Source organism: Fibrobacter sp. UBA2449, assembly GCF_002342555.1.
Taxonomy (GTDB): domain Bacteria; phylum Fibrobacterota; class Fibrobacteria; order Fibrobacterales; family Fibrobacteraceae; genus Fibrobacter.
The window spans coordinates 15,152-40,802 of the sequence record NZ_DDQF01000016.1 but is presented as its reverse complement, the minus strand read 5'-3'; the positions used below and the strand labels follow the sequence as shown (position 1 = coordinate 40,802).

At 54.6% G+C, this 25,651-nt stretch carries 22 protein-coding genes; 9 read left to right on the top strand and 13 right to left on the bottom strand.

The annotated features are described in order from the left end of the window. The 4 genes from B4B27_RS10195 to B4B27_RS10180 all read right to left on the bottom strand — a co-directional run. Positions 1-446, bottom strand: a 446-nt coding sequence (locus B4B27_RS10195; RefSeq protein ID WP_290726438.1) for an ABC transporter ATP-binding protein, incomplete at its 3' end; no start/stop codon positions are given. A 19-nt stretch (positions 447-465) separates the two neighbouring features. Beyond that, positions 466-762, bottom strand: coding sequence for a hypothetical protein (locus B4B27_RS10190; protein WP_290726205.1), 297 nt, complete (start codon positions 760-762; stop codon positions 466-468). Between the two features lie 111 nt (positions 763-873). Continuing rightward, on the bottom strand, positions 874-2,553 hold the full coding sequence (locus tag B4B27_RS10185; protein ID WP_290726203.1) for a putative transporter: 1,680 nt from the start codon (positions 2,551-2,553) through the stop codon (positions 874-876). 35 nt (positions 2,554-2,588) lie between these two features. Next, positions 2,589-3,143 (bottom strand): FISUMP domain-containing protein, encoded by a 555-nt coding sequence (locus B4B27_RS10180; RefSeq protein ID WP_290726201.1) that lies wholly within the window; start codon positions 3,141-3,143, stop codon positions 2,589-2,591. 176 nt (positions 3,144-3,319) lie between these two features. Between B4B27_RS10180 and B4B27_RS10175 the strand changes: the two genes are divergently transcribed. Both B4B27_RS10175 and B4B27_RS10170 read left to right on the top strand, forming a co-directional pair. Continuing rightward, complete coding sequence (locus tag B4B27_RS10175; RefSeq protein ID WP_290726199.1) at positions 3,320-4,207, top strand: LysR family transcriptional regulator; 888 nt, start codon at positions 3,320-3,322, stop codon at positions 4,205-4,207. Positions 4,208-4,277: 70 nt separating this feature from the next. Further along, the gene (locus B4B27_RS10170; protein WP_290726197.1) at positions 4,278-5,957 is read left to right on the top strand and encodes a right-handed parallel beta-helix repeat-containing protein; all 1,680 of its coding nucleotides are present in this window, start codon (positions 4,278-4,280) and stop codon (positions 5,955-5,957) included. A gap of 7 nt (positions 5,958-5,964) precedes the next feature. Here the strand turns inward: B4B27_RS10170 and B4B27_RS10165 are convergent, their stop codons facing one another. The 9 genes from B4B27_RS10165 to B4B27_RS10125 form a co-directional block, all read right to left on the bottom strand. Then, complete coding sequence (locus B4B27_RS10165; protein WP_173382561.1) at positions 5,965-8,643, bottom strand: beta-L-arabinofuranosidase domain-containing protein; 2,679 nt, start codon at positions 8,641-8,643, stop codon at positions 5,965-5,967. A 147-nt stretch (positions 8,644-8,790) separates the two neighbouring features. Next, complete coding sequence (locus B4B27_RS10160; RefSeq protein ID WP_290726194.1) at positions 8,791-9,996, bottom strand: hypothetical protein; 1,206 nt, start codon at positions 9,994-9,996, stop codon at positions 8,791-8,793. Continuing rightward, positions 9,993-10,856: a DUF4423 domain-containing protein gene (locus B4B27_RS10155; RefSeq protein ID WP_173382563.1), complete on the bottom strand. Its 864-nt coding sequence runs from the start codon at positions 10,854-10,856 to the stop codon at positions 9,993-9,995. Before B4B27_RS10155 ends, B4B27_RS10160 begins: the two co-directional genes overlap by 4 nt. A 157-nt stretch (positions 10,857-11,013) precedes the next feature. Then, positions 11,014-11,193, bottom strand: a complete 180-nt coding sequence (locus B4B27_RS10150; protein ID WP_173365212.1) for a hypothetical protein — start codon at positions 11,191-11,193, stop codon at positions 11,014-11,016. A gap of 68 nt (positions 11,194-11,261) precedes the next feature. Next, on the bottom strand, positions 11,262-13,097 hold the full coding sequence (locus B4B27_RS10145; RefSeq protein ID WP_349678247.1) for a carbohydrate-binding protein: 1,836 nt from the start codon (positions 13,095-13,097) through the stop codon (positions 11,262-11,264). A gap of 154 nt (positions 13,098-13,251) precedes the next feature. Further along, positions 13,252-14,763 (bottom strand): carbohydrate binding domain-containing protein, encoded by a 1,512-nt coding sequence (locus tag B4B27_RS10140; protein ID WP_290726191.1) that lies wholly within the window; start codon positions 14,761-14,763, stop codon positions 13,252-13,254. Between the two features lie 108 nt (positions 14,764-14,871). Continuing rightward, positions 14,872-17,205, bottom strand: coding sequence for a family 43 glycosylhydrolase (locus B4B27_RS10135; RefSeq protein WP_290726189.1), 2,334 nt, complete (start codon positions 17,203-17,205; stop codon positions 14,872-14,874). 267 nt (positions 17,206-17,472) lie between these two features. After that, positions 17,473-19,134, bottom strand: a complete 1,662-nt coding sequence (locus B4B27_RS10130) for a sialate O-acetylesterase (protein ID WP_290726187.1) — start codon at positions 19,132-19,134, stop codon at positions 17,473-17,475. A gap of 184 nt (positions 19,135-19,318) precedes the next feature. Beyond that, positions 19,319-20,341 (bottom strand): hypothetical protein, encoded by a 1,023-nt coding sequence (locus B4B27_RS10125; protein ID WP_290726185.1) that lies wholly within the window; start codon positions 20,339-20,341, stop codon positions 19,319-19,321. 93 nt (positions 20,342-20,434) lie between these two features. Between B4B27_RS10125 and hisE the strand changes: the two genes are divergently transcribed. From hisE to B4B27_RS10090, 7 genes are read left to right on the top strand one after another with little or no spacing between them, the layout of a single operon-like run. Then, positions 20,435-20,695, top strand: coding sequence for a phosphoribosyl-ATP diphosphatase (gene hisE / locus B4B27_RS10120; RefSeq protein WP_072812962.1), 261 nt, complete (start codon positions 20,435-20,437; stop codon positions 20,693-20,695). After that, complete coding sequence (gene hisG, locus B4B27_RS10115) at positions 20,692-21,531, top strand: ATP phosphoribosyltransferase (RefSeq protein WP_290726182.1); 840 nt, start codon at positions 20,692-20,694, stop codon at positions 21,529-21,531. The genes hisE and hisG overlap by 4 nt, the downstream gene beginning before the upstream one ends. 1 nt (position 21,532) lies before the next feature. Next, on the top strand, positions 21,533-22,768 hold the full coding sequence (locus tag B4B27_RS10110; RefSeq protein WP_290726180.1) for an EAL and HDOD domain-containing protein: 1,236 nt from the start codon (positions 21,533-21,535) through the stop codon (positions 22,766-22,768). Beyond that, positions 22,758-23,354 (top strand): recombination mediator RecR, encoded by a 597-nt coding sequence (recR, locus tag B4B27_RS10105; protein ID WP_173366323.1) that lies wholly within the window; start codon positions 22,758-22,760, stop codon positions 23,352-23,354. The genes B4B27_RS10110 and recR overlap by 11 nt, the downstream gene beginning before the upstream one ends. Beyond that, entirely contained in the window at positions 23,351-23,980 is a 630-nt protein-coding gene (yihA, locus tag B4B27_RS10100) for a ribosome biogenesis GTP-binding protein YihA/YsxC (protein WP_290726177.1), read from the top strand. The genes recR and yihA overlap by 4 nt, the downstream gene beginning before the upstream one ends. Beyond that, entirely contained in the window at positions 23,967-24,836 is an 870-nt protein-coding gene (locus B4B27_RS10095; RefSeq protein WP_173382203.1) for an MlaE family ABC transporter permease, read from the top strand. The genes yihA and B4B27_RS10095 overlap by 14 nt, the downstream gene beginning before the upstream one ends. Beyond that, positions 24,836-25,651: an ABC transporter ATP-binding protein gene (locus B4B27_RS10090; protein WP_173382202.1), complete on the top strand. Its 816-nt coding sequence runs from the start codon at positions 24,836-24,838 to the stop codon at positions 25,649-25,651. Before B4B27_RS10095 ends, B4B27_RS10090 begins: the two co-directional genes overlap by 1 nt.

Below are 25,651 nucleotides of genomic sequence, written 5' to 3'. Positions count from 1 at the left end.
GCAATGCCCACGCGCTGCATCATGCCCTTGGAGTAAGAACGCAGGCGGCGATCAATCCAGTCCTTGTTCGCGTGCAAGAGGTCGAGCGCCCAGGCGATGCGCTTGTCAAGTTCTGCGCCATCGAGTCCGACGAGCGTTCCGTAAAAGCGCAAGAGTTCGCGGCCCGTGAGGTAATCATAAAAATAGGGCTGCTCCGGAGAATAGCCGATAAAGCGGCGGCTCTTCACATCGCGGGGGCTGATTCCGTTCACGAGCACTTTGCCCGAATCGAAATTCAAAAGACCCGTCAGCACCTTGATGGTCGTGGACTTGCCGGCCCCGTTCGGCCCGATAAAGCCGTAGACCTGGCCAGGTTCCACGCTGAAGTTCACGTCCTTGAGCGCAGGCTTCGGTTTCATCAAGAACCCGCTGCGGTAGGTCTTGTGCAAATGTTCTATCTGTATCATCAAATCACCCATAATTCACCTATGCGTCCTGACCACCATCCTGGTCCTGTCCTCTGGCGGAACTCTGGAAGGCCCGCTGTTCGGCTTCCGCGATTTCTTCGCGGCGACGGTCGGCACGGCGCTTCTTGTTCACAAAGAAGTAAATCAGCGCACCCACAAAATACACACCGATACCCGAATAGAAGATCGGGTTGATGGACATTCCCTCAAGACCGGGGAATACGTTCAGAATCAGGTCGTGCCCGAACAGGCTCAGGAGAACGAGCACAAATCCAAACGCACGAAGCACGAAAGTCACGATAACTAGTTTTTGCATATATACCTCAAAAACCGCACCTCGCGGTGCAGCGCCTTTTTCGTGAAAAATACACAATTATCGTAAACAAGGAAACCCGTCCCTTGCGAAACGGGTCGAAATAAGGTCTTATCAAGCGGCGAGGAGCAGAATCGCAAGCACCTGACCGCTTAGAATGCGCAACAGCATGGTCAACGGATAGACGGACGCATAGCCGATATTTACAGCCTCGCTGTCCGCCTGGCTGTTCGCGAAAGCAAGTGCCGGGGGGTCGGTCGTGGCTCCAGCAAGCACACCGCAGAGCGAAAGGTAGTTCACCTTGAACACAAGATGCCCGACGCACGCCATTACCGCGAGCGGAAGGAACGTGATAAGGGCAGCAAGCCCCATGTAATAGAGGCCATCACCGTTCAACAGGACATCGAAGAACCGGATACCCGCATTGAGACCCACGCAGCTGAGGAACAAAGTCAGGCCAAATTCGCGGAGCATGAGATTCGCGCTGTTCGCCATGAAGAAATTCAGGGGGCCAATCTTGCGTTTGCGGCTCAGGAGGATTGCAACAACAAGCGGACCACCCGCAAGGCCGAGTTTCAATGGCGTAGGCATTCCCGGAATCGCAAGCGGGATGCTCCCGACAATGACGCCAAGGAATATCCCAAGGAACGCCGGTAAAATTTCGGGATGGTCCAGCGCCGTGAGAGAATTGCCCAGTTCCTTCGCAACAGCCTCGATACCTTCGGCAGATCCGACAATCATTAACTTATCTGCAAACTTGATGCGCAAGTCGAGGCGACCCGTAAATTTGATACCCCCGCGGGTCACACGGCTCACATTCACGCCGTAGCGTTCGGCAAGAGCAAGTGAACCGATAGTACGCCCGAGAACCTTCTTGTTCGTCACGAGAATCGTCTTCACCTGAATCGGTTTTGCCGGATCCGATGCGAACTTGGTGATGGGAGTTTCAAGGCGCCGGCCGATAATCTTTTCCATGGCAGTGACCGCTTCCGGCATTCCCACAATATGCATCTTGTCGCCACGCTCTATCACCGTTTTCCCGTTCGGGGTAAAGATATTCTCGCCTCGCAGCAAGCGCGTCACCACGACGCCGCTCGAAATCAAGTCCGGAATTTCCTTCAGCTGTATTCCGAACAAATTCTGGTTATCGACCGTGAGGCTGCACGATACTATTTCCTTGCTATTCGCGGCGATATCGGCGGTATAGCGTTCGGCAGCCTTGTTCGGGTCCTGCCTGAAAATGACGCGCATCAAAATCATCACCAAGATGATGCCGATGACGCCAAAGGGATAGGCAACCGCGTAACCAATTCCCGTAAGAGAGGTATCCACCCCGGCCGCAGCAAATGCAGAATTCGCAGCACCGAGCGACGGCGTATTCGTCACGGCACCGCAGAGCATCCCGATAAGCACAGGGACGTTGTCATGCATGCCGGTAAAGAAGTAGAGGCAAAGAGTCACAAGCACGCCGAGCAGCACAATCCCGACCGAAAGCACGTTCAGCACGAGACCATGACGTCGGATGGAATCCATGAACCCGGGCCCCACCTGCATGCCGATGGTGTAGACGAACAGGATCAGCCCGAATTCCTGAATGAAATGGAGCACGTTTCCTTCTACGCGGAGCCCGAGATGCCCGAGGAGGATACCGACAAAGAGCGCACCCGCACCGCCAAGGCTAATTCCCTTGACCTTGATTTTTCCGACCATGAGGCCGATAGCGGCGGTAAACGCGATTACTACAACTTGCTGCCCTACCGAAGGCTTTGTAAATAGGTCTATTAACCAGGTCATTGGGAACTCGCGGTTGGTGATTTGTTATGGGAAGATTAGTTTTTTACGCAGCGGACAGATGCAAAGATGTTCTTGTTGAAGTGTTCGTACGCGACACCCGAATCGGTCGCGCGCACCATGTAGGCCCTGGAATCATCATAGGCTTCGGCCGTCCAGAAGCTCGCACTCGCACCCTTGTCGGCGAACTTGCCATCATAGTATTCGAACCCCGCGAACTGCATGTTGAAAACATCCGCCTTCTTGAGGTCATCTACAGACGCATCGCCAAATACATCCTTGAATTCCTGCTGAGTCGGCAGTCGCCAGCCAACAGGGCATACCGCCCCCGAAGCCGCCTTCCAGGTGTAAAGGCGGCCCATGGACACGCAGTTGTCGTGATTGTTGTCGTAGCAGACGCTGGAGTCTGGGCTATAGACATCTAGGTTTTCTGCCATCCAGGTCTTTCCTCCCCTGTCAATAGTTGCATAGGTCTTTTCGGGGCATGCGAGGGTGTGCTTGTCTGCGCTATAGGTGCAATCTCGATTGTCCTGGCAGGCGCTCATGGCGATAGCGATGCATGCAATGGCTGTGACGGCAATCAGTTTTTTCATGATACAACTCCTTATGTTGTTACCGCATGGAGGCGGATGTTACCGCCCGAAGGCGGGTTTTATTGATTTCGGGCTCAAAATTAGAATAGACAATTCATATTGTCTAATAGATTATTTATATTTAATTCATCAAATTTTTTGATGAATCGACAAAAAGACCTCCAAAGGACCGAATTATGGAACTTACGCACATCCGCTACTTTCTGGAAGTCGCACGCACCGAACACGTGACGCAGAGCGCAAAGACACTATGCATCGTGCAACCGGCACTCACCCACGCCCTTCACAAACTCGAAGACGAAATCGGCGTGAAACTTTTCAGAACGCAAGGAAGAAACATCAAGCTCACCGAAGCAGGGGAATATTTTTACCGGAAAGTCAAGCCCCTCTACGACGACATCGACGCGCTCCCCGCACAGCTCCGCGCATTGGCGAACGAAGACGCCCTCACCATAAATTTAAATGTCCTCGCCGCCTCTACACTCGTTACCAACGCCGTGATTCTCTACAAAAAATGCAATCCCGACCTGAGATTCAATCTCGTGCAGAACGAAGAGACGACCCTATACGATATCTGCGTACGCACCTACGCAAAGGCCCCCGCCATCACGAAAGAAGCAAACCAAAACGAGGAAAATTTCATCTGCACCGAAAAAATATACCTCGCAGTCCCCAACACGGCCGAATACCGCAAGCGCGACAGCATCTCGCTGCGTGAACTCTCCGGGACAAACTTCATCGGGCTCTATGGTTCAAAGCAACTACGAAATATCTGCAACGAATACTGCGAACGCGTCGGATTCAAGACACACATCATTTTCGAAAGCGACAATGCGCTTGCCGTAAAAGACGCAATCGCAGGCGGAATCGGCGTGGGATTCTGGCCAGAGTTCTCGTGGGGGCGCGTAAACAACCGCCGCATTCGCCTGCTCCGGATAACCGATGCAGAATTCAAGCGAGACATCGTCATTACGATACGCCGAAACAAGCAGGACAACACCCGTTGCGATAAATTTTTCCGATTTTTAACCGGACATATCGCAAAGAGCAGAAGACGCCCGTAGAATAGTATATATTTAGATGCATAGGGATTCGCATCGGAGTTCAGGCGGACTCAAAAAAAGGAAGCGAAACATGCGCTCGAAAAAAGTGAACAGTTACGCATTTGCATTCGCGCTCGCATTCGCGGCGGCTCAGGCGTTCGGTGCCGTGTATTATGTGGCGACAGACGGTAGCGATAGTGCGGCGGGCACGAAGGACAAGCCCTTCGCCTCGCTCAACAAGGCGAATACCGTGGTGCATGCGGGCGATACCGTGTGGATTCGCGGCGGCATCTACGACCTGCACGATACGGTCTTTTTCGAGCGTTACAGGATGACTGCGGCAATCGTCCTCACTGCAAGCGGCACGAGCGACGACAACCGCATCCATTACCTGGCCTATCCGGGCGAACGCCCGATTTTTGACGGAGCGAACTTGCCCGTGGCAGCAGGCGTGGAACATAGCGACGGCACACCCGAAGGGGCGATGTACACTTCGCCCATCGTGATTTCGGCAAAGTACCTGCACTTGAAGGGTTTCGAGGTGCGGAACACGCCCATGAAGCACAACTCGAATTCCGGCGTTTTCCTCTATGCGAGCAAGCATATCTTTTTGGAAAATATGGACAGCCACCATAATGCGGGCCCCGGATTCTTCGCGAACGACGGCGCACCGGATGGCGGCGGGCACATCTTCTTGAATTGCGATGCACACGACAACTACGACCCCTTGGGCTGGCAGGGCGACGGCGAAAACGCAGACGGTTTCGGCGCGCACTACCAGAAACCCGGCGAGGGCGATACCACGAAGTTCATCGGGTGCCGTTCCTGGTGGAACAGCGACGACGGCTTCGACTTCATCAACCAGGAATTCCCCGTGGTGCTGGAAAACTGCTACGCCATGGGGAACGGCTACAGCGATTACGGGCTTGGAAACCCGAAGAACGGCAACGGGCACGGCATCAAGATGGGCGAAAGCACCCTCGGCGGCGGGCGGCATACCATCAAGTTCTGCGCCGCCTGGAAAAATAAGGCGACGGGCTTTTACGCGAATTACACCGGCGTGGGCAGCAAGTGGCTCAACAACACGTCTTACATGAACAAGGACCGCGAATTTGCCATGGCATCGACGCTCTTCGATTCCGAAGGGAACCGCATTGCCGAGGTGGCGCCCCTCACCGGCGACAACGCGCACGTGCTCAAGAACAACATTGCCTTCCCGAACAAGAATTCGCAAGTCGGGGAGTGCTGGGAGTATATACCGAGCCAGAACATCGACCACTACGTGGAATGCCCCGCCGGCGAGAACAACACGTGGAACCTGAAACTTGACCTGACCGAAGACGACTTTGAAAGTCTTGACGACCCGAGCATGACCGTCACGGGCAAGGATCTCTCGACGATTCCGGGAATCTTGGGCCCGCGCAACGCCGACGGCAGCTTGCCCTATGTAGATTTCTTGAAACTCAAGAAGGGGAGCCGCGCCATCGACAGGGGCGAGGATTTGGGATTCCTGTTTGCAGGCGAAGCGCCAGACCTCGGCGCATTCGAATACGGGATGTCGAGCAACTCCACGAGCAGTTCGTCCAGCACCGCGGAAAGTGCCGCCTCCATCGCCATGCCCCGCGAAAACCATTCGCCCGCATTGCGCACCGGCCGCGGCGCCGCGCTCATTTTCGACTTACAGGGCCGTCTCATCAGCACGATGAAAGCCCCCGGCGCCTACCTCGTGCAGGAAGGTTCGACCCTGCGCAAGGTAATCATCAAGCAGTGAGGTTTCCTCACTTTTCCTTCCGGAAAATCGTAGAAGCGTAGCTATAGCCGTCACGCTGGATTTTCAGGATATACATGCCGCTTTTCATGTCGGAGATGCCAATACTGAAGGTACTCTGCCCTGCAGGGAGCGCCTCGAATTTTACGAGACGGCCATCCATCGAATAGATCCTTGCAGCAAATCCCTGAGAAAGCGCTGCTCCGGAAGCAATCTGCAATTCTCCACCGGCAATGCGCGCCTTCAAGTCGGGGCTGACAGATTTTTTCGCAGCAATAGACACCGGTTCGGGCTTCGGTTTATTGCGGAGCAGTCGCACGCCGTAAATGCCGCCCACCATGCCGGAACTTGCCGTAAACGAGATGCGCACAATCTTCTTCCCCTTCACCATATTGTCCGGAATCGGGTAGGTCACGTTCACAAACTCATTCTTGTTCCAGCGATTCGAAATCGTCTCGGTCACGAGTTTCTCGCCATCAATATTAATGTCGAATATGCGGGTGCAGCCCTCGTTGCCCCAGTAGCGCACCATCAGGCTCAGGGAATCCTCGCTGTTGGTTTCGAACTCGTAGCTAATCAGGCCGCCGTCGCCACCGCTGCACTTGCCCGCATCGCGGTAGAATTCGCCGTTGGCCGTTCCCGACGTAGAATTCTCGATTTTCATCTTGTGGTCCACTTCAGGCTGCTGCTCGCCAGGCGCCACCTTGTCGACCGTCTTCTCGTCGAGCGCCAAAGCCTCTTCCTGTTCCTTTTTCAAGCGCTCCAGAACAGAGGGGTCGGTAAGCACCATCCAGTACATCATATAGCGGGCATCGTGCACTTCGTAGAAAGGTTCCAGCAATAGGTTTGCATCTTTCTTGGCAGCAAACAGGTAGGGCGCCTTGAAGTGCAGCGGCTCTCCCTTCACGGGTTCCACTTTCGAGGGGATGTCTTCTTTTTTACTCGCAAGCATGGGCGCCTGATCTAAAGATTCAAGCGCTCCCGATGCGATATGACTCCAACGTCCGTCATCGGCCACAAGGCCGTTCAGATTCGCCGTCCCCGTCTTTGCGGAGAGAACAATCGGACCATGCAAAAGAGCCACGTAGTCAGAGACATTCGGAAGGTCTTCCACATGCGTGTACATCGGGAACAGCACCTCGACTACGTCACCGGATTTCCAGGATTTGCCCGCAGACACATAGCTCGACGGGTCGGATTTCTTGACCACGGTATCGCCGTTCACAATTACCTTGAAAGCGTCTTCCTTCACCCAATACGGATGGCGAATTTTCATGTCGAAGCTGCCGCCACCCGTAATGGTAAACTTCGCACTTTCGCCCTTCGGGAATGCCGTTTCCTGCTTGATTGTCACCTTCTTGTCTTTCCAGTTCAGAAGCGATGCCGAGAACAAGTTCACGTAGAGATTGTCCCCGTCTTTCGTATAAATAAACTGGCTGTACTTGGCCGGGTTTTCCATGCCCGAGCCCACGCAGCACCACATGGCAGCATTCACCTTCGAGTAGACGCGGTAATGGCGCGGACGTGCCGGCGTAAAATAAACGTATCCGCCGTGTTTCGGGTGAATAGTCGAAAGGATATGATTGAATAGAGCGCGTTCATAGAAATCCGCCTGCTTGGCATTGTGATCCATGCTGAACAGGCGTTCTGTCAACTTGAGCATGTTGTAGGTATTGCAGGATTCCGGTCCTTCGCGTTCTTCCACATACTTCTTGTGGTTGTCAAGCGCCGGGAAATGTTCCGAAATGCTGTTTCCGCCAATCGCGATGCTTCGCTTGTTCACGACGCGGTCCCAGAAATACTCGGAGCCCTTCACATAGGTCTGGTCTCCCGTGAGTTCGGCAACGCGGGCAAAACCAACCACCTTCGGCACCTGCGTGTTCGCATGCACATTCGTGAGGTTGTCGTTATTTGCGGCCATCGCGTTCAAGAGCCACTTGTGCGACCAGCGCTTGGCTTCGTTCAAGTACTTCGCATTCTTGGTAAGCGCGTAGGCGTCGGCATAGACCTCGGCCATGCCGCCGTGTTCCGTACCGAGCATCGATTCCATCTTGGAGTCGTTGAGCCCACCCGTAATGGTAAGGCCCCAGTCGCAAAGTGCCAGGAACATCGTCTTCGCCTGTTCGTAGCCTGCATAGATGTAGGCATCGCGCAGGCCCGCATAGAGCTTGTGGATGTTGTACCAGGGTACCCAATAGCCGTTCTGCGCGCCCGCATTCCCACCCTTCATGCTGAGCCACATCTTTTTGCCGTTGGGCACGCCGCTGATGTAGCCCTTGAAATCGTTATCCCTAGAATTATAGTCCTGGATGGTCTTGAGTTCGCTCAAAATGTATTCCAGACGCTCCTTCACCTGCTCGTCGCCACTTTCGGCATAGTGCATCGCGAGGGCGCTCAAGTAATGTCCAAGCACGTGCCCGTCAAGCCCCGCCCAGTTCGAAAACTTGGACGCTTTCGGCTTCATTCCCGCCTCTTCGTAGAACGGGGCTATCAGCTTATCGACATCGTAGCTCAGGAGAGTTTCCACATTCAGGTCCTGGCGTTCCTTGAGTGGACCGTCAAGCAGCTGCACGTCGCCCAGAGCGAACATGTCGGGGTAAAGCAGGTCTTGTGAAAAGCCCTGTGTAAAGAAGCCGCACATTGCAGCGAATGTAATGAAGGCAAGCCGCCTCGTCTTGAAACCAAACATCTTATACCATCCTTTCCCTATATCCAGACAACCAATCAAAAATTAAATCCATACCCTATGGATTTCACCCCCTCCAATCCTTTTTCTTTTGACAAAATTTCAAAAATGCGTAAAAAAATTCCCGGTGTAAAACCGGGAAAAACGAAGTCAGGGACGAAAATCGCTAGGCTTTACGCCATAAAGCACTATGTCATCTATCCAGAATTCCGTATCGTCGTAGGCGGCAATCGAAATGGTTGTCACCGCCTTGCTGATGACATCCCAACCGAGATTTCCATATAGATCATCGCGGGGTTTAAAATTTGACGGTTTTATGCAGACCCGTTTCCATTCATCGTCTGTCGCGAGCGTGTCATACGCCAAGGTTTTTCCTTCTGTGTTCAAACTTCCCAAGGTTTCAAGGGCAATCGAGATGACCCCGGTTCCACGGGCATAGAAGACAATGGAATCAATAGCAGACAGGTCGCACGGAGATTCCTCCTTGCAAACCCAGATTCCATAGAACGACCAGTTGCCGTGCTTTGCCGAAGATTCCCAGTGGATGGCGTTCCCTTCGCGACCCGCTCCGGCTTCCACGATAAATTCCGCAATATCCTCGCGAGTCTCGGGCACAGTCGCCACTTCGGGGGTTACCTTCACGCTCGTATCCGTAGCGGACATGTAGCCCGCATCGCTGATACCGAGTTCCTTGATAACAAACTGCGCATCCGCATATTCGAAGTCCAGGACCTTGACAGAATCCGGTTCAAACGCGCAGACATTCGCGCGAATCTCCTCGGCGGCAACAACTTTCGCCGAATGTTCAACAACGCTATCGCCCACAATGACGCGCAGGCCGTATTCGGATGGCGGAAGCGAATCCATCTCGTAGAAGCCCTCGCTATCGGTCTTTACAAGGCGATCCGTTCCATACACCTGAACCCATGCGTAATCGACGTCTTCGGGCAAATACACTTTTCCCCGCAGGTTTCCCGTCTTTTCCATGACGAAACGAACGGAATCCCCGTCCTGCACATCTTCCGCAGAAATCTTCCTAAACAGGCCTTCTCCCCTATCCACAATTTCGAGGGTCGCCACATCGACCGCAAGGCTACCGATACGGATACAGCCCAAGGAATCCGTCACATATTCATTGAAAAATTCCGCCTTCGCAGAATCCGCATCTACGCTCCGGACAAAATCGGCGGAACGCATACGCGCCACCACGTTTGCCGCCGGCAACGAATCTTCACGAACAACTTGAATCAAGAAGGCGTTTTCCGTTTCAACGGTACTGATTCCGGCAATATCCTTTTCATTGGAACACGCCCAGAACGCAAAGAAAACAGCAAGGAGTAAAAGCAGCCTTTTCATCTTTTCACCCCCACCTTTTTAGACTGCGAGCCCCTGGGCTCCTTAGAAATCTCGGCAACCGGATAAAAGGCGAACACGAATTGCATGGCGCGACTGGCTTCCTTCACTTCGGCAACTCTCTTTTGCACCTGGCGCCTGAATTCGAGGGTCATTTCATTCAAGTCATCAAAGCACTCGTCGTCCACGCCCACCAGCAACGAAGAAATATTCCGCTTTGCAGGTTCCACGGCTATCAGGGCATTCTGGGCGAGCGCCAGGAGCTGGTTCTGGTAACTGCGGATGGCCGCGGTCTTCGTGGCTGACCCCGCCGATGTAAAGTTTGCCGTTGTCGCCGCATAGCGTTCCGGGGCCAAGGGCGTAATCAGTTTCAAGTCCTTGAGTACCGCGATGGCCTCGCGTACCTGGTCCTCAGAAACGGTGGGAGAAATCTGCTTGACCAAGCGGGGAACTTCGGCATGGCCTCCGTTCATCTCGATCAGCGCACGCACCACGGGAATCCACCACTTGCTCAAGAACAGGTATTCGCTCGCGCTGAACTTGCGCAAGTCCACATCCTGTAGCGAAAGCGCCATCTTATAGAGCTTTTCCTTCTTCGACTGCGATTTCGCCTTGGCCGCCGCCACCAGGATCTCAAAAATTTCGGCATTTCGCCCTTTCAGGTCCAACAGGTCCTTCGCCAGGGGAATGCTATGGTTCGGCAGGTGAAGTTCCTTGTTCAACACGCGAAAGATCTGGCTCGTCTCAAGCCCCAGCTTCTGACCCATCATCTTGTAGGAATACAGCGGCATCTCCAGCTTGCGCTGGGTATAGTAATTCTTGAGCAGGTCCCTGTAATCACTGATTTCGTTGATGTTCAACATAGGCGCATTCTCGAAAAGACATTCATCCCATCTATAAAATAATCTCTCCACCACCGCCAGGAGCACCTATACAGAAATTTCCTTTGAAAAAATGTCAAAAACGCCCTTTTTTAGCCATTTCGGGCACAGGAATCATTCTTTTTGCTCGCCGATAAGGTCAGTTTCCTTTCCATACACAGCGGACAAATGCTTTTTCGCGCGGCATCCGCTTGGCATACGCCTGCATTTCTTCTTCAATCATCTGTACCGCATCGTCATTTCCCCTTTTGGCGAATTGATCACGGGAGCTTTTGGCATTGTCATATTTCTTTTTCGCGTCAAAGTCCACCTTTTCCATCGTCAAGTAATAGCAAAAACGCCCCGCCATTACTGGCGGGGTGTATTTGGGGGTTAGGAGGAGATTTTTTAGCGGAGGCGGTGACCCGTCAGGTCGAAGCGATTGCCGTTCTTCTCGATGAAGAGCGTGTTGCCCTTCTTGACGAGGCGAGGCGCAGAGGCATCGCCACGAACGGCAGGCATCACCTGACGGATAGCATCCGTGCCCGGTTCGGTGCTTCCCGGTTCGCTGAACTTGATCCAGTCGATATCCATCCAGTCGCCGGTAACGATAAAGCGGAGGATGTGTTCGCCCTCGGTCAGTTCCACATCGGCCTTGACCGTATTGTATTCATCGTAGTTTTCTTCGCCCGAGGTCGCTGCAGGCACCGCGATTTCTTCGGTGATGTCCTTGCCGTCCATGGAGAGCTTGAAGCTAGAAGTGCTGTTCGCAGAAGCCACAGAGGCGTTCATCGCGTAAGTTCCCGTCTTAGCAACCTTCACGGTGTATTCGAGCCATTCGCCCGCCTGGTTGTAACCGACGATGATGCCCGAAGCCTTCTTGTAGAGGTCCACGCCTGTACCCGGGCGGTAGTCGCTATCGCCGTGGTTTTCGGTATCGTTCTCGTTGTAGGTGGTGTTGCCCTGACCCACGCCGTTAATGTCGAAATCTTCCACTTCGATCTTGCCCGGAATGGCGAGAGCCTCACCCTTGAACGGCTTGCGAGGAACCGGTTTGAGAACCAAGCGGAGGAGCGCCGAACCGTGAGCCGGAAGTTCGATAGAAACATGCGAAACCGGTCCCAAGTCCTTCTTTTTCCAGGCATCGCGAACTTCCACTTCGCCTTCTACGCCAATGTCTGCAAAGTTGCATTCAACGGTCTGGGTAGAGGTATTGTTGTTGAGGAGCGCCACGGCAAGGTCGCCATTCTTCAAGGGCTTGGTCCAAATCTGCTTGCCGTTCACATCGGAGACGCGGTGACCCTGAACGCCCAGGGAGTCCTGGTTGATGGCAATCATGTCCTTGTTCAGGTAGAGTTCCTTGGTCTCGTTGCTCATGTTGCGCACGTCGGAACTGATCATGATGGGGGCCGCCATGATGGACCACATCGTCATCTGGGAGCGCTGTTCCTCGTAAGAGAGGCCCCTGTTGCCCACTTCGAGCATGTCCGGGTCATTCCAGTGGCCGGGCTTTGCAATCTGCCAATACTTGTTGTTCGCATCGATGATTTCGTAGACGCCGCGGTACCAGGAGGTAGAAATCCATTCGGGACCGATATCGAAAGTGGTGCGCCAGAGGTTGGCAATCTTGGGCATCCAATCCTTGTATTCCCACATGCAAATGCTGAACACAATATCGCGTCCGGAATTGCGGAGTGCGTTGGACATGGCAGTGTAATCTTTTTCCTGGGTTCTCGGATCGGAATCGCAGTTGTCGTACTTCCAGTAGTCCACACCCCATTCGGCGAGCTTCTTGGCATCCTGTTCTTCGTGACCATTGGAACCGCTTTGGCTATCCCAGTTGCTGTTGTAATGGTGGCAGGTGCGTTTACCGCGATCGCCGTAAAGACCAAATTTCAGGCCCTTGCTATGCACATAATCGGCAATAGCCTTCATGCCGCTCGGGAAAGTCTTCGGGTTGTTCTGGAGGTTGCCCTGGGCATCGCGCTTGGTATCCATCCAGTTGTCGTCGAGGTTCAGGTAAATGTAGCCAGCGTCCTTCAAGCCGGAATTGACCATCGCATCGGCAATTTCTTGAATCTGCTTCTCGTTGATGTTTTCGTGGAACACGTTCCAGCTGTTCCACCCCAGCGGTGGCGTAAGCACCAGGCTATCCGGATGCGCGAAGGCCTGAGAGGCCATACCCAAAAAGGCAAGGGCACAAGCCCCGCCGAGCGAGCATTTCTTTAAACCAAACATCTTCATCACTCCACAATTGAATTGTTGATTTAAAAATACTCCCCAAAAGGCATAAAATACACATTCAAAAGGAAGACGCCATTGATTATTTGTCAATGGCGCGCTATGGATTCTATCGCCCCCTTCGGGGTCTCCAGAATGACAGCGATTTCAGCGTTTTTTAGCGGGAAACGGGCACCAGGAGCGATTTTTCACCCTTCAGGCCGCGTAGGAGATAGACTCCCTTCGTATAGCCCGCGCGTAGGAGTGTTTCGGCCTCGGTCGCATCGTGCATTTCGATAGTCCCGAGCCTGTGCCCGCGCAGGTCGAACACGGCATACGCCGCCGGCTGTTCGCGCACAAACTGCACCCCGCGCAGGGCGGTCGTTCCCGTATCGGCGGGGGCTTCCGTCTTCGCGATTTTCACATTATCAAGCGTGAGCGTGCCGGTGGCGGCGCCCGCATTGAAACTCAGGCGGCTATTCGTATCGGTCGCGGCCGTCATCTGGAACTTGAACGTGAACGTCTTTGACGTAGTGCCGAGTTCAAAGTTCTGCTTTTCCTTGAGGTAAGATGCCCACGGGTCGTTGTGCTGTTCCACGTTCACCTCGAGCGTACGGGCCGCACCCGCGCTCGCGTCAAAGCTGATTTCGTACCACTGTCCCTTTTCAAGGTGCAAATCGTGCTGGATAAGCTGCACCTGGTAATTCTCGGTACCGATGGCAGAAATATCCAGTTGGTACTTGCCGCCCTTGGCCTCGCCCGTCGCCTGCGCGTCACCGTGCACCTGCAGGTCCCAAGCCACGGAGGTGGAATCGAAACCGCCATTAAAGATGCTGTCGCGATTCGTGGGCACCACAATCGCGGGAGGCGGCGGCGTGATGCTGGAACCATCAAGCGAGTAATTCTTCACGAAGTTCCAGATTTCCACGCTCGTATTGACGCTCACGGCCTCGTCCATAGAATACCAGTGGCCCTTGCCGTCAATCGTCAGCAGGCGAACTTCGACGCCATCGGTGCAGCCGCTCCAGATTTCAAGCGATGCAGCGGAGCCCGACTTTGTCGAGGGATACGGCTTGATCTTCTGCGAATTGCTGGAACACTTCTGCGCGTTGACCCAGCCCTTGAGGGTATTCACGGTGCTGTTGTAGTTCACCACGTCATCGGTGGTGCCGTGCGTATGCATAATCGGCATGGCGCGCTTGGGCGAGTTCACGCCGCCGCCACCCGAAACAGGCGCGATGGCCGCAATCTGGTCGCCCATCTTGTTTGCCACGTGATAGCTCATCATGCCTCCCATCGAGAAGCCCGAAACGTACACGCGGTTCTTGTCGATACCGTACTTGCTATACATCTCGTTGATAATGGCCTTGATAAAGTTGAGGTCCTTGTTGCCGGAGATATCCCAGGCCTTGTTTTCGCCATTGGGGAACACCACCACGAAGCGCGCGGTATCGGCAATGGATTCCCACTTCGCAGCGTTCTTTTGGTAGGGCGCATCCTGGTTCATGCCGTGCATCTGGATGATGAGCGGGCGGTTCTTCTCGATGCCCGAAGGCGCATACACAAGCATGCTACGGCTCTTGCCGTCTACCGTTATGTTATCTGCAAGCGCCGGAACCGAGAAAACAGTCGCGGCAATCAATGCAAAAGCAGAAATCGCCTTCGCAGGGATAAATCTTTTTCCAAACATCTCTTCTCCTTTTTTGAGAGACATACTACACCATATCTAAAGATATATCGAACAATCCCCCGCGGGATGCCGCAGGGGAAATAAAGCATTGACAATTTGTTCAAGAAATTACTTCGTTACCATCACGCGGCGCGTAAGGCCATTTCGGTTTTTAATCAGGTAAACACCCTGTTCAGAAACCATCGCGCGGACCTTGGACTGGGCCTCGTATGTGCTGACTGCATCAACCGCGCCAACGAACGTGCCGTTCAGGCTGAACACGCGATAGGTCTGCGAGCCCTGCACATTGTAGCGGACTGTCTTTGCAAAGTCCGTTCCAATGGGTTCCGGGTCCGTAGCGTTTGCGCCAGCGACGAACGTGAAGTAGTCTATATCGAGCCAGGAGCCCACCACCGTGAAGCGGAGCACGTGTTCGCCCGCAGGGAGAGTCACGTTGGCCTTCACCTTGTTGTAGTCATCGTAATTGTCTTCGCCGGAACTTGCCGCAGGCACCGCGATTTCTTCGGTGATGTCCTTGCCGTCCAAGGAAAGCTTGAAGCTCGAGGTATTGCCTGCAGCAGCGACAGCCGCGAACATGGTGTAATCACCCGCTTCCTTCACGTTCACCGTGTATTCGAGCCAGTCGCCTTCACTATTGTAGCCCACAATGATTCCAGTCGCCTTCTCGTAGAGGTCAACGCCGGTGCCCTTGCGGTAATCGCTATCGCCGTGGTTCTCGGAATCGCCATCATAGTAAGAGGTACCATCCTTGCCCTTACCCGGAACATCGAAGTTTTCGGCTTCGATCTTGCCCGGGAGAGCAACGGCGGGACAGTTTTCACCGGCGGCACAGAACGGAGTCTGCGGGACAGGTTCAGAGCCAGCGCCATCAAGGTAAATTTCATCGTTCGCATCAACACCGACCTTGAACCAGTCAAAGTCCGCATAGCCGCCCGCCTGCTTTGTTGCAAAGTTGAAGAGGCCCCAACGCACACCCACGAACATGTGGAGGTCGTAATTGAGTTTCACGTCGCTACCAATCTTTGTCCAGGTATTGCCATCGGTGCTGTAGTAGAAGTATGCGGTACCGCGGTCAATCGGCAGGTCGAAATCGATACGCAGGTAAACCTTGGAACCCGAAATCGCCTTGCTATCCTTCAGGCTTTCACCGTCCTTATTCCCGGTGTACATCACCACCTTGTAGCTGCCGCCATCCTTGGCGAGCGCCACAAAGCCCTTGTCATCCTGCAGGGCAACGAGGCCGGCCATGTCGCCATCCTTCATGCCGGTGCCATCGACAAGCGTACGGCCAGAACTCTTGGGGCCAAAGGAACGCTGTGTCAAGGTGTTCTTCGCAGTCACCACGCGGCTATCGGTGCGGCTCGTTGTAATGCGGTAAAAGCCCGGATTTGCAGACAAGCTCCAGTTCTTGTTATCTGGGTTATGGTTGAACTGCCATTCAAGCGCAAGTTCGCTAGATTCAAAATCATCGCTAGTGACCATGCCATAGCCCGGGAGCGGGGATTCCGGCAGGTCAATCGTGGAGGGAGCCTTGCTTCCGCTGGTCGGAACCGGCCAGCCGTCCTTCCATTCCATCGGGACCAAGTGCGACATACGGCCGACCGGGCCGGAATCGCGGAACAGGAGGGCATACCACTTGCCATCGGGAGTATCAAAGATGCCACCCTGCGCAACACCGTTATCGGAGAGGAAATACCTTCCACTAAATCCGGAGAGCAGGCTCTTGGAACGGTAAACGATTTCGCTACGGCTCTTGCCGGCCGGCCAAGAAATCGTGAACAGGTAGTATTCGCCGTTCACCTTTTCCATGTGCGAGCCTTCCTGCTGCACGTAGTAGTTGCTGGTGCCGGTCACCTGGTTGATGCTAACGCCGCCGAGCTTGCCGCTCTTGCCGCCGGCCTTCACGCCGCTCGCGTCGTCGTTGAGCTGCACGTAGCTAATCTGGTCGCCACTGCCATAGAACACCCACACGGTGCCATCGTCATCGAAGAACAAGGAGGGGTCGTGGTAGAACGGGAGCTGCACTTCGCTCCACTGGCCGCTTTCCACGTCGGCGGTTTTGTACAAATGCGTCTTGCCTGTCGTGTAGGACGGAGTCAACACGTAAAAAAATCCCTTGTGGTAACGGATGCTCGAAGCCCAAGAGCCCTTACCGTAGGCGTCCTTGCCGCCATTCAAGTTCTGCTGGTCGTTGTTGGTGAGCGTCTGGTAGGCATAGCCCACCGTGCGCCACTGGGCCAAATCCGTGCTCTTGAAGACGGGCACGCCAGGCGCAAAGTGCATGGTCGTCGTCACCATGTAGTAAGCGTCGTCAACGCGGACAATCGAGGGGTCCGGGCTATCGACGTACATAATCGGGTTATTGACCGTAACGGCAAAGGAAATGCCGGTAAAAGCAGCAGCAGCGAGGGCTGCGCGGGTCAGAAACTTGAAACATCCCATACAGAAACTCCTTTCTTGCGCAGGGCACACCATCCCCCACGCAGTTCCACATCCTAAAATTACCCTCAAAACGGGCTTTTTTATATGCTTCCGACATGTTTTCCATTGATATTTTGTCAATAGATAACTAGGGAGGGGTGTGCAAAAAAGCCCCGGCTTAGCCGGGGCCCGATATATGATTAGGAGAAAGTCTATCCGTAGATGAAGCCGAGAGTGACGGCAATAGCCATAAAAAAGACTATTTGTTTGACAATTACGAGTTCGCCTTTATTCATACCGTACCACCTTTTGCATCTTCTGGTTTTTTGTTCCTGGATTGGAAACTACAAAATAAACACCCTTCGGGGCAATGTCGGACATCACATTATTCTTCATTTTTTCGACCGCCTCGCGCATATTACGAGCCTTTATGACAGAGATCACGCGCCCCTGCAGGTCCATTATCGCAAAACTGCTTTCGGCTTCGGTCATCAAGTTCAGGGGCAGCGCAAGACCGTCAGTACCAGCCGACACCGCCTTGAATTCCACGTAGTCGATATCAATCCAGTCGTTGGTTATTTCAATTTTCAGTTCGTGCTCGCCCGCCTTAAGCGAAGCCTTGCCACCACTTACAACTTCGAACGCATCAAAGCCTTTCCCGGTATTGGCCATCTCGGTACCGATAGGCTGGTCGTCCATATAAAGCGTCAAGCTACCGGTTCCGTTCTCACCCGCCACGTTGGCAGAAATCTCGTATTCACCATCGGCAGCCACGTTCACGGTGTACTTGAGCCACTCGCCCTTCTGGCAGTACCCCACGACAATGCCCATGTTCGGCTGGTAGATATCCACGTCGTCCTTGCGGAGCTTGCCGCCCTCGTTACCCTTGTTCAGGTCGTAATAGGCCTTATTCGCACCACCCTTGTTGTAGTTTTCGGCCTGCACCTTGCCCGGGATTTCGATCGGATCGGTGTAGGGTCCATATTCCTCGGGCGGTTCGTCAGGAACCGTAGACTGGCTCGGGTCCACCAGGTTTACCGGCGGGGCATCCGGGTCAATCGTCTTGTCGATAAGCTTGAGCATCTCGGAGCAGTAGCGCCTGCCGAGCTCAATCACGCCCGCGCGCCCAAAGTGGTACGGGTCCTTGCCGTTACCCTGCAAACCTTTTGAGGATGCAAGCCCGAACTTCTTGAAGTTGTTCTTGAGTTGCGCAATTCCGCCATTCTTGCTTCCGCAGCAGTTGTTGCCTTCCTGGAGGAGTTCGCCGGCAACGAACGGAACCTCGTTCTCGTCGAGGTCGAGCGCGTCGATAATATCCTTGTAAGTCTTGTAGACGGTGCGGCGCCAGTTGTCGTCGGTGCCGTCGCTTTCGCCCTGGTGGAAAATGAAGCCCTTGATGACGCCCACTTCCTTAGCCTTCTTGGCGAGTTCCAGAATGCGTCCCGGAGGGTTGTTGTCGTAATCCTTGGGCCAGCCCCAGCTCATAATGTCCTTGCCGTCGCCCTTGAAGTAGCTTTCATACTGGTCCTTGTCGAAGGCACGAATGCTCACCGCACCGATAGCGACCGGGATAATGCCCACGGTTACGCCCGGGAGGGAATCGACCATCGCACGGCCAAAGTAGTCCGCCGGGGAGAGGTTCTCGAAGGGGTGGAACATCGGGGGGATAGCCGTGTACCATTCGCCAGTCTTGATAGACTGATTCGTCTTGCCGCTACGCTGGCTCGCGTTTGCGTTATGCGAGGCGAGCATCAGGAACTTGTCCTTGTACTTGTCCTGGTCTTCGGAAGGAACGATATCGCCGTTACCGGCCATGTTGGACTGGCCATAAGCGATATAGATATGGAAATTGGGGTTCGGCGCCGCATGCGCAACCGCCGTAAGCATCAGGATTCCCCCCACCAGCCATAGCACGATGGTCAAAATCTCCGAAAACTTCTTCACATCCATAACACACTCCTTTGTCTTCCATAAAATTATTTTCCACAAACAGGAATATTCCTGCAAAACAACCCTTTTTCATGGACAAAAAGTCAATAAGAGTGTGTAAAAAAATGTACAAAACAGCCTTTTTTGTAAAAAAACGGGCACTTTTATCCAATTTTGCATTAAACGGCAGCAAAATTGCAAGGATTCACTTTAGTATCAGTACTGGCGTCTCTATCGGGAGTTTTCCCCGCTCCGCTTCTTCCAGCGGGGCCCTGATGCGGTCAAAGAACGCCTTGAGCGCCTGCGGGTTTGCACTTTCCCATATGCCGCTCGCACCGACACCCGACAGGAGGTCATGCTTTTCGAAAGTTCCGTAGTCACTTCCGATTACATGCAGCCTAAACGTTTTTACGGAATCCTGGTAGAACGAGATCGTCGCCCTGGAGATGCACAGGCACCCACCGGAAAAGGATTCCCGCTTGGGCGTGCGTAACAGCGAAAGGAGTTCCTGCAACTGGCTGGAATCGAGTTCAACATTCCCATGTTTCTGCAATTCTTGGGCAACAACGTCAATTGTCTTTTTCTTATTCTTGCGCGTAACGTTCTTCGGTAAGGCAATTCCCGTAAAACTGACTATCGCGTGTTCTGAATCTTTCAGCAAATCGTAAAGGGGCTTCCCGACTGCCGTATCGCGGTCAAGAATCATTCCGTTCAGCGCAAAGTCAGGATCCTCCGACACATCGGCCGACCCTATGGGGCATGGCCGGAACTTCACGCCCTGGTTCCGCAAAAAGGCGTTTACCTTCCGCATCGTCACAGGCTTTTCGGGTTCCCACACGCCGATATCGTCACCGACACGCCCGATTTTGTCGGCAACACGCAGTTCCGCTACAGACAAAGTATCATGAAAGAGCTGTACACGCACACCCGTCGCGCATTCCGTATGGAAGGTATCGAGAAGCGTTTCCTTCGCATCGGCAAGGCGCAGCAACTGAACGAAGTTCTGGTAGGCACGACCGCTAATCACCTTGCCCTTCGCATGGTCACCAAGACCTACCGGCGTCACGAGCATCATGTTCGCGCTGTCGAGCACATCGAAAAGCGGCCTGGTCTCGTGCGTTTTTTCATCGGCGGAAGCACCCCGAACGCATAACATCGCAAAGACAACCGCCGCAACCACGCAAGCCGCAACCGCAATACCGATAAATTTCTTCTTTCTCTTCTGCACACGCAAAATATAACTTGATTTTCGGCCCGTGCGGCCTTCGCGACACTTCTAAAAAACTATCTTTTACTGTGTAAAAACATAAAGAGGTCTATCATGACGTTCGAAGAAATGTACGCACTGGCATGCCAGCGCAAAAAAGAAATGCCCGAAGGCAAGGGAACCACGGAACTGTTCAAGAAGGGTCCGCATGCCATCGGCAAGAAGCTCGTGGAAGAAGCCGCCGAAAGCTGGCAGGCCGCCCGCTTCGAAAGCCGCGACGCGCAGTGTCTCGAACTTTCCCAGGTGCTCTACTACGTGGCCGTGATGATGGCCGAAAAGGGCTTAACTCTCGAAGAGGTGTACGCCAAACTATGATCAAGGTAGCTCTCCCGAACAAGGGCATGCTTTTCGAACCCACGCAGGAACTCCTGAAGGCCTGCGGCTACAAGGCATCCAAGCCCTACAAGACTCTGACTCAGCTCGATACCAAGAACGGAATCGAATTCTTCTTCCTGCGCCCGAGCGACATCCCGATGTACGTGGGTCGCGGCATCATCGATGCGGGCATCACCGGCATCGACTTCAACGCCGAAGCGAAGAGCCCCGCGGTGAAGGTTCTGGACCTCCCCTTCGGCGCTTCCAAGATGTGCGCCGCCGTCCCGAACGACAGCCCGGTGCAGAGCCTCGACGAACTGAAGGACAAGACCATCGCCACCAGTTTCCCGAACATCGTGGAAAGCTTCTACAAGAAGCCGATGGATTTCGTGGTGCTTGAAGGCGCCGTTGAAATTTCCGTGAGCCTCGGCGTGGCAGACGCGATTGTGGACGTGGTGGAAACCGGCACGACCCTCAAGCAGGCCGGGCTTCGCATCGTGGGCGACCCGCTGTTCCGCAGCAACGCCGCCCTGTTCTGCAACCCGCAGAAGACGGAACTCGAAGAAGTCAATACGCTCATCCGCCGCATCGAGGGCAAGCTCGTGGCCCAGTCGTACATGATGATCGAGTACGACTGCCCCGCCGAACTCTTGCAGAAGGCATGCGAACTCACGCCCGGGCTCGACGCCCCGACGGTGACCAAGCTGCACGGCCGCGAGTGGTACTCCGTGAAGGCGATGGTCCCGCAAGAAGAGGCGAACGCCATCATGGACAAGCTCTGGGACGCAGGCGCCCGCAGCATCCTCCTGTTCGGTATCAAGAGCGCACGAATCTAGTATGCATTCTCTTGCCTACCTAGCACGCCAGCCCATCCTCGACCGCGATGGGAAAATTTTCGCCTACGAACTTTTGTTCCGCGACTCGCCCACTAGCGACACCGCAGTCATCGCAAGCGACGTCCTCGCGACCGCCCAGGTCCTCGAAAACGTGCTCAACAACATCGGGCTCCCGAAGCTCATCGGCGACCACAAGGCGTTCGTGAACTGCAGCCGGGAGATGCTGCTCGACAACCTGTTCGGGCTGTTGAACCCTCGCTGCTTTGTGCTCGAAGTTCTCGAAGACGTGGAAGTCGACGACGCCCTGGTAAAAGCCGTTGAGCGCTACAAGGCCCGCGGCTTCGAAATCGCGCTCGATGACTTCATCTACAACGAGCAGTTCCTTGCCCGCTGCAAGCCCCTGTTTCCCTATGTCAACTACGTAAAGATGGACATCGTCGAGAACAGCGAAGATGCGCTAGCCGAAGCCGCCAGGTTCTTCAAGGCCAAAAACATCAAGGTCCTCGCCGAGAAGGTCGAGACCAAGGCTTGTTTCAAGAAGTGCCTCGCCGACGGATACGACTACTTCCAGGGGTTCTTCTTCGCAAAGCCCGAGCTCGTGACGGGCCGAAAGATCGACGCGACCTCTGCCGCGATTCTCCGCATACTGCTTTTGCTCCGCACGCATCCGACCCTCGACAAGCTCTGCGAATGTTTTTCCGAGAACGGCAACGTGGCCGCGAACCTGCTTCGCTTCGTGAACTCGGACGCCCAGTTCAGGAGCCACAGCATCGCGAACGTGCGCGACGCCATCATCTGGATCGGCATGAGGAACATCCAGGAATGGCTGATGCTCATGCTCTACGCTCGCCCCGAGATGGGCATGACGCCGCAAAGCTCGCCCCTGTTCCAGAACGCGAGCCACCGCGCGAAGTTCCTGGAACTCCTCGCACGCGTGGTCCGCGGCACCGACGACGACCTGCCCGCAAAGGCCTTCATGGTCGGCCTCATCAGCCGCATGGACGCTCTCCTCGGCGCACCGCTCGAGTCCATCCTCACCGATTCGCCTGCCGACGAAGAAATGCGGATAGCGCTATTGCAGCGTTCCGGACGTCTCGGGGAACTCCTCCGACTAGCAGATGCCGTGGAACAGGACGACCAGGCCGCCATCGTCGCGCTCCTCAAGGAACTGAACATTTCCGCAGCACTCCTCAACCGTTGCGTCAACGACGCATACACGTGGGCCCATGAGCGTTGAACCGGAAAGCCTCGAGGCGCTCATCGCCGAATTCGCAGGCCTTCCCGGGATAGGCCAAAAGACGGCACGCCGTCTCGCCTATCACGTACTGACACGGCCCAAAAGCGACATCGAACGCTTCGCGGGCAACCTCACGAACGCCATCGAGAAAGTCCATCCCTGTCCCAAGTGCCACGCCTTTACCGACGAGGAGCAATGTCCCATCTGCAGTGAACGGCAGGGCGCGAAGGCCATGTGCGTCGTGGAAAAGAGTTCCGACATCCTGCCCTTCGAACGCTCCGGCATCTTCAAGGGCCTCTACTTCGTGCTCGGGAATGTCATCTCCCCGCTCGACGGGATTGGCCCCGAGCAGCTGCACCTTTCGCAGCTGGTCCAGCGGATCAAGGACGAAGGCATCGAAGAGCTCGTCCTCGCGCTCGGGTCTAGCCCCGAAGCCGACAGCACCGCCCTCATGATAGACCGCATGCTTGCCGGATCAAGCGTCAAGCGAACCCGGCTTGCCCGTGGAATCCCAATGGGTTCCGACCTCGAATTCGTCGACGAAATCACCATGCTCCGAGCCTTCGAAGGGAGGGTAAGCCTGTGAACCCGGTAAAGTTCGGCGATTTCACCGTCACGTCCGCGGAATTCGTGAAGGCGGCGGTAAACCTCAAGGGCCTCCCCGAAGAAAGACTCCCGATGGTAGCCTTCCTCGGACGCTCCAACGTGGGCAAGTCATCGCTCATGAACGCCCTCATGGGGCAAAAAAAGCTGGTCAAGGTCAGTTCTACCCCCGGAAAGACCCGCGAAATCAATTTCTTCAAAGTCAACAACCAGTTTTTTCTTGTAGATTTACCTGGTGTAGGCTTTGCCAAGGTGAGCAACGCGAAGCGCGACCAGATGTCCGAATTTATCCGCGAGTACGTGGAAAAGTGCAAGGACCTGCGCGGGCTTGTGTACCTGGTGGACATACGCCACGGAGGCACCCCCACCGACATCGATACGGTGGAGAGCATCCGTAACACGGGCTGCCCGGTGCTGGTAATCGCCAGCAAGCGGGACAAGGTGAACCAGTCGGAACTGGCCAAAGGGCTGAGGCAGATTCAGGAACGTCTCTCCCTACCCGAAAAGCCCCTGTGCGTAAGTGCCGTCAAGGGCCACGGGATTGCAACGCTCTGGCAAGACATACTGAGTGCGATAAACGGGACGAACATAGTAGATGGAAACAAATAAGGACGAACAGCTAACCGTCATCGGCAAGATGTTCCACTCGCTGGGACTCTTCCTGCTGCGCAAGACTGCGGGGCAGCAGGTTGCCTTGTTCATCCGTGCGTTCATGTCCCTCTTTTCCAGGAGCCGCAGCTTCAAGACCGACTCGCGTAACATCATCCTGCAGACATTCTTCACCGGTGTCGAAATATTCCCCATCCTGTTTGTCGTCGCGACCCTTTTTGGAACCGTCGTCATTGTCGAAGTCATTACCATGATGGGCAAGGTCGGATTCTCGGACGTGGTCGGCGGCCTCATGGTCGTCGTCATCATTCGTGAACTCGGGCCTATCCTCACGGCATTCCTGATTGCAGGCCGTAGCGGTTCGTCGCTCACCACCTACATCGGCGGCATGGTCATCAACTCCGAGGTCGACGCACTCGCATCCATGGGCGTAGACCCCATCCGTTATCTTGTAATGCCGGGACTCATCGGCGGCGCCGTTGCAACCTTCATCATGACCATAGTCTTCAGCGCAAGCGCTATCTGTGCCGGATTCCTGATGACGAAGATTGCCATCGCCATCACAGGCAACGCCATCAACCTGCAGCTCACATGGGACTACCTGTCGACCGAAATCCTCAACGCCATGACATTCATGGATTTCATCTTCATCGTCATCAAGCCGCTCGTTTTCGGAAGTATCATTACCACCAACGCCTGCTACCAGGCAATGAACATTCCCCGTGACATCCGCCAGGTGCCCAAAGCCACCGGCAAGTCCGTCATCAAGTCGTTCTTCTACATTGTCTGCGCCGACGTATTCCTTTCCCTGTTCTATTTCATCGACTATTTCAACGAGATTTCGAAGATAATCTGATGTTTGACGAGGCCCTCAGAATTGACAACCTGCACCTGTCCTACCGGGGACTGATCGGAACGGCTTTTTCCAAGCCAAGGGCGCTCGGCTTTTTCGAATCCGGCATCCAGCCCGGCGAAGAGGAACTGATTTCTGGTGCAAACCTCGTCCTCAAGAAAGGCGAAACGTTGTGCATCGGCGGCGGCTCCGGACAGGGCAAAAGCGCGCTTCTCCGCGTCATCGCAGGACTTGCCCGCCCGAACCTTGGGAAACTCTACTATTTCGGGGAATACATCCCGCCCGAGAGACTTACGGCCCTCGAAGTGGCAAAACGCCAGGTCGGGTTCGTATTCCAGAACGGCGCCCTCATTTCGAACCTCCGCGTCCGAGACAACATCGCCCTTCCGTTACGTTATCACAAAGTCGGCACCCCGACGGAAATCGAAGACAAGATTAACATGGCCATGGACCTCATGCGCGTCCGCGACTGCGCCGGCATGTTCCCGCACCAGTTGAGCGTCGGCATGCAGAAGCGTGTCGCAATCGCCCGCAGCTGGGCCATGGGCCCGCAGCTCTTGCTCATGGACGAACCGACTGCAGGCCTCGACAACTACAACCGCCGAAACCTGCTGCCGTTGATCGACAACATGCGAACCCTGTTCAAGACGTCCATCATCATTGTCACCCACGACTTGATGGTAGCAAAGGAACTAGGCTGCAAGATAACCTTCCTTGCCCAAAAGACATTGACCGAGCCCCATTCCTTCGACACGTGGCTTCACGGGGACACCGAAATTACAAAAGAACTCTTCCGCGACCTTCGCGCAAGCGGGTAA